Source organism: Paracoccus sp. MKU1 (genome assembly GCF_001447385.1).
Classification (GTDB): Bacteria; Pseudomonadota; Alphaproteobacteria; order Rhodobacterales; family Rhodobacteraceae; genus Paracoccus.
Genome location: NZ_LLWQ01000116.1, coordinates 1 through 4,497, shown reverse-complemented (window position 1 = coordinate 4,497; position 4,497 = coordinate 1). Strand labels below are relative to the sequence as shown.

Below are 4,497 nucleotides of genomic sequence, written 5' to 3'. Positions count from 1 at the left end.
TCCACCATATCTTCGATCGGGTCTGTGACGAGAACGGCATCGAGCACAGGCTCACCAAGATCAACCATCCGTGGACCAACGGACAGGTGGAACGGATGAACCGCACCATCAAGGACGCCACCGTCAAGCGCTTCCACTACGACAATCACGACCAGTTGCGACGGCATCTTCAGGACTTTATCGACGCCTACAACTTCGGCCGAAGACTGAAGACACTCAAAGGCCTCACACCTTGCGAGTTTATCTGCAAACGATGGACTTCAGAGCCCAATCGATTCATCATCGATCCAATCCATCAAATGCCGGGACTGAACACCTAAGTAGCTTTCCTCAATCGGCACCACGCCGCCTGGCAACGATCCGTCAATTCTGACGTTGCTCAGATCAATCGCGGCAACATCTTCCTTCTCGTTTTTTGGAAACAGAATCTGTGGTGTGCTAAAAGAAAAATCAAACGGCAGCAGATTTCCGTCACAATATCCCGCGGCGACTACCTTTCTCAAAGCCCAATTTTTCTTGCGGGGGTCACTGTAGCTTGCATCGAAGACATGCCTGTTTGATACAAGATACAACTTTCCGGCGCTTGTCCTCAGGAAAAATGCCGTACCGGAAGCAGACTTCTCGTTACCGTATTCGTCAAAATACACAGAAACCCTCGCTGCGCTGTACAAGTGCTTCCGGGTCAGCGGGTGATACATATTCGCGCCTCAAATGTTCTGAATGGGTTCACAATACAGATTGCTGCGTTTCCTCGTGGGTCGCAAGCAACGCTTTGAATTCCAGGAGATTGAACGTGCGTCTAGGTAGTGCGGTTACGGTTCGGCCGTCCGCTTCAGGCTCAAACCCACCGCCCCACCCCCCTATCCCACCAGCTTCGCCACATGGCGCAGCGCCAGCAGGTAGCCGTGGATGCCGAAGCCGGCGATCACGCCCTCGGCGCGCAGGCTGACATAGGAATGGTGCCGGAAGCTCTCGCGCTTGTGGACGTTCGAGATATGCACCTCGATCACCGGCCCGTCGAAGGTGTTCAGCGCATCCAGGATCGCCACCGAGGTATGGGTGAAGGCCGCCGGGTTGATGACGATGGCCTGGGCCGATCGCCGCGCCTCGTGGATCAGGTCGATGATCGCGCCCTCGTGGTTCGACTGGTGGAAGGCGATGTCCAGCCCCAGCTCGGACCCAAGCGCCTTGCAGTCGCGCTCCACGTCGGCCAGCGTGGTGCTGCCATAGATCTCGGGCTGGCGCTGGCCCAGCAGGTTCAGGTTCGGGCCGTTCAGGACATAGACGGTGGGCATGGCGTTCTCCGCGACGATGGGGGCAATCTAGCCCAGTTCGGCCAGAAAGATATAGCCCGCGCCGTAGATCGTCTTGATCAGCCGCGGGTTCTTGGGATCCTCGCCCAGCTTGGTGCGCAGGCGCGAGATGCGCACGTCCATCGCCCGGTCGAAGCTTTCGCCCGCCGTGCCGCCCAGCGTCTCCAGCATCTGCGCGCGCGAGATCAGCCGGCGCGGATTGTCGAGAAACAGCCGCAAGACCTCGGCCTCGGCATGGCTGATCGGGGTCTCGGTCCCTTCGGGCGAGGTCAGGGTATAGCGGTCGAAATCGGCCGACCAGCCGGCAAAGCGGACCTGCTGACGGCCGGGGCCGGTCTCGCGCTGCGGCTTGCGCAGCCGGGCGCGGATGCGGGCCACCACCTCGGCCGGCTCGAAGGGCTTGATGATGTAGTCGTCGGCGCCCAGCTCAAGGCCCGTCACCCGGTCCTGAACCTGCGCCCGACCCGAGATGATGATGATCGCCGCGCCGGATTCGCTGGCCAGCCGGTGCACCAGCGCCAGCCCGTCGCGGTCGGGCAGGCCCAGGTCGATCAGGCAGGCGTCGGGCTGGATGCGGCGCAGCGCCGCCTCGAATTCCGTGGCGCGGGCGAAGCTGACGGTGCGGAAGCCCGCCTCCTCCAGCGCCGCGGACAGCAGGCGGCGGATTTCGGGCTCGTCGTCGAGAATGGCGATCAAGGGGGCGTCAGTCATCGGTCTCTGCCATGGCCACGGCCAGTTCGGTGTCGCCAAAGGGCTTGGTCAGGACCGGGCAGTCAAGCCCCGATCTGCGCGGATCGCCCGGCGGCAGCGCCGTCATCAGCACCAGCGGCAGGCCACGGCCCAGCAGATCGGCGCCCGAGCCGTCGCCCAGTTGCAGGTCGGACAGGATCAGCGTCAGGCCGGCCAGGTCGGTCAACCCGCGCGCCTCGGAGAGCGAGCCGGCCTCGATCACCGAATGGCCCTGGGTGGTCAGCATCTCGCGGATATGGGCGCGGATCGCGTCGTCATCCTCGACCAGCAGCACCAGATGCGGGCGGGCGGCGCGCAGCGGCAGGCGGATGGTGACCCGCGCGCCGCCGGTTTCGGCATTGCCCAGCCGCAGGGTTCCGCCCGACAGCTTGATCTGATCATAGACCATCGACAGGCCGAGGCCGGTGCCCTGGCTGCCTTTGGTGGTGAAGAAGGGCTCGGTCGCCCGCGCCAGCGCTTCGTCGGAAAAGCCGGGGCCGGAATCGGTCACCGCGATCTCCAGCCAGCGGCCGGCGGGACGGGCCTCGACGCTGATCCTGCCCTGGCCCCGCATGGCGTCGCGGGCGTTCAGGATCAGGTTGAGCAGCGCGTCTTGCAACGCGCCGGGATCCAGCATCACCCGCGTCGGCAGATCGCCGATGCGCGTGTCGAGCGTGACGCCCGCGCCCAGCGTCGGCCGGGTCATCGCCGCCAGGTCGTCCAGCATGGCGCGCAGCTCGACCGGCTGCGGCTGGTGCTCGCGCTTGCCGGTCAGCGCGGCGATGCCGTCGAGCAGCCGGACCCCGCGCCGCGCGGCGGCCAGCGTCGCCTGCACGTCCTCGGCCTGTTCCGGCGGCAGCTCGGCGCGGGCCAGCCGGCCCTGAAGGCCCAGGATGATGGTCAGCAGGTTGCCGAAATCATGCGCCAGCCCCGAGGTCATCTGCGCCGCCACCGCGCGCTTGGCGGCATGGGTCAGCGCCTCGCGGGCCTGCACCTCGGCGGTGACGTCGGTGGACAGGATATAGACGCCGCGGCCGTTCTGGTCCGGGGTCAGCGCGATGCGGATGCGCCGCCCCGAGGGCGGGTGCGTGATCTCGAACACCTGCGGCTGGCCGGCAATGGCGCGGTCCAGATGCGGGCGGATGCGGGCGAAGGTCTCGGTGCCCAGCACCGTTTCGCATTCGCACCCGATGATCGAGCGATTCGCCCCGGGAAACACCATCGAGATCTGGTTGTTCGAGAAGGTATAGCGATAGTCGCGGTCCATATGCGCGATATGCGCCGGGACCATGGCGGTGACATGGCGGGTGCGCGCCTCGGATTCGGTCAGGATGCGCTTGGCCTCCTCCAGCGCGGCATTGGTCGCGGCCAGCGCCCGGTTCGCGGCCGACAGCCGCTCGGCATTTTCCAGCACCAGTTCGGAGAGTTCCTCGGACCGGGCGCGCAGCAGCGCCTCCTGCCGCTTGATATGGGTGATGTCGGTATAGACGGCGATCCAGCCGCCCTGGCTGAGCGGCGCCCCCTCGACCGAGATCCAGCGGCCGTCGGCGCGCTTTCTTTCCATGTAATGCGGCTGGAAGGTGCGGGCCTGGTCGACGCGCTCGCGGATCGCGGTCTCGGGGTCGTCCTGCGGCCCGTATTCGCCGCGATGGACCAGGTAGCGGATCGTATCCTCGAAGGTGGCGCCGGTGCGGGTCAGCTCGTCCGGCAGGCCGAACATGGCCTGATAGGGGCGATTCGAAACCGCCAGCCGCAGGTCCGCGTCGAAGATCGAGATCGCCTGCTGGATCAGGTTCAGCCCCGAGCGGGTCAGCTCGGCGTGCCGGTCGCTGGAAACCACGTCCGTCCCTCGCATTGCGCAACCCCTGTAACAATTCGTAGGATTCAGGAAAAACTGACGCAAGAATTGCCGCTGTAAGCTGCGATTGCCAGAGGGAAGAGGAGCCCTGACGGCAAGGGGAGGATACATGCAGAACGCTGAGGCGGCCCAGGCCGGTTTGCAGTCGATTCCAGCGTTGCTGGCGCGCAATGCCGAACGCTTCGGCGACCGGCCGGCCTATCGGGAAAAGGAATTCGGGATCTGGCAAAGCTGGACCTGGGCCGAGGCCGCGACCGAGATCCGCGATCTGGCGCTGGGTTTGCTGGTGCTGGGGCTGAACCGGGGCGATCACGTCGCCATCATCGGCCGCAACCGCCCGGCGCATTACTGGGCCATGGTGGCTGCGCAGATGTGCGGCGCGGTGCCGGTGCCGCTGTATCAGGACGCGGTGGCCGACGAGATGGCCTATGTGCTGGACCATTGCGGCGCGCGCTTCGTCGTCTGCGGCGACCAGGAACAGGTGGACAAGGTGCTGGAGGTCGGCGCTCGCGCGCCCTCGGTCGAGCATATCGTCTATACCGACAAGCGCGGCATGCGGAAATACGACCATTCCCACATGAACGCGCTGGCCGATGT

General features: G+C 65.3%; 6 protein-coding genes. 2 read left to right on the top strand and 4 right to left on the bottom strand.

Annotated elements, in window-relative coordinates; all coding sequences use genetic code 11:
- Positions 1-320 (top strand): integrase core domain-containing protein (locus tag AQY21_RS07525; protein WP_152988155.1); only part of this gene is annotated, 320 nt, incomplete at its 5' end.
- On the opposite strand, the gene AQY21_RS28570 is transcribed toward AQY21_RS07525, so the two are convergent.
- The 4 genes from AQY21_RS28570 to AQY21_RS07510 form a co-directional block, all read right to left on the bottom strand.
- Positions 261-698, bottom strand: coding sequence for a hypothetical protein (locus tag AQY21_RS28570; RefSeq protein WP_152988154.1), 438 nt, complete (start codon positions 696-698; stop codon positions 261-263). The two genes, AQY21_RS07525 and AQY21_RS28570, sit on opposite strands and share 60 nt — an antisense overlap.
- Positions 699-860: 162 nt before the next feature.
- Positions 861-1,295, bottom strand: a complete 435-nt coding sequence (aroQ, locus tag AQY21_RS07520) for a type II 3-dehydroquinate dehydratase (protein WP_058097101.1) — start codon at positions 1,293-1,295, stop codon at positions 861-863.
- A gap of 27 nt (positions 1,296-1,322) precedes the next feature.
- Positions 1,323-2,024, bottom strand: coding sequence for a response regulator transcription factor (locus AQY21_RS07515; RefSeq protein WP_058097100.1), 702 nt, complete (start codon positions 2,022-2,024; stop codon positions 1,323-1,325).
- Positions 2,017-3,897, bottom strand: a complete 1,881-nt coding sequence (locus tag AQY21_RS07510; RefSeq protein ID WP_058097099.1) for a PAS-domain containing protein — start codon at positions 3,895-3,897, stop codon at positions 2,017-2,019. The genes AQY21_RS07515 and AQY21_RS07510 overlap by 8 nt, the downstream gene beginning before the upstream one ends.
- Positions 3,898-4,009: 112 nt before the next feature.
- Between AQY21_RS07510 and AQY21_RS07505 the strand changes: the two genes are divergently transcribed.
- A partial coding sequence (locus AQY21_RS07505; RefSeq protein ID WP_152988153.1) for an AMP-binding protein occupies positions 4,010-4,497 on the top strand: 488 nt, incomplete at its 3' end.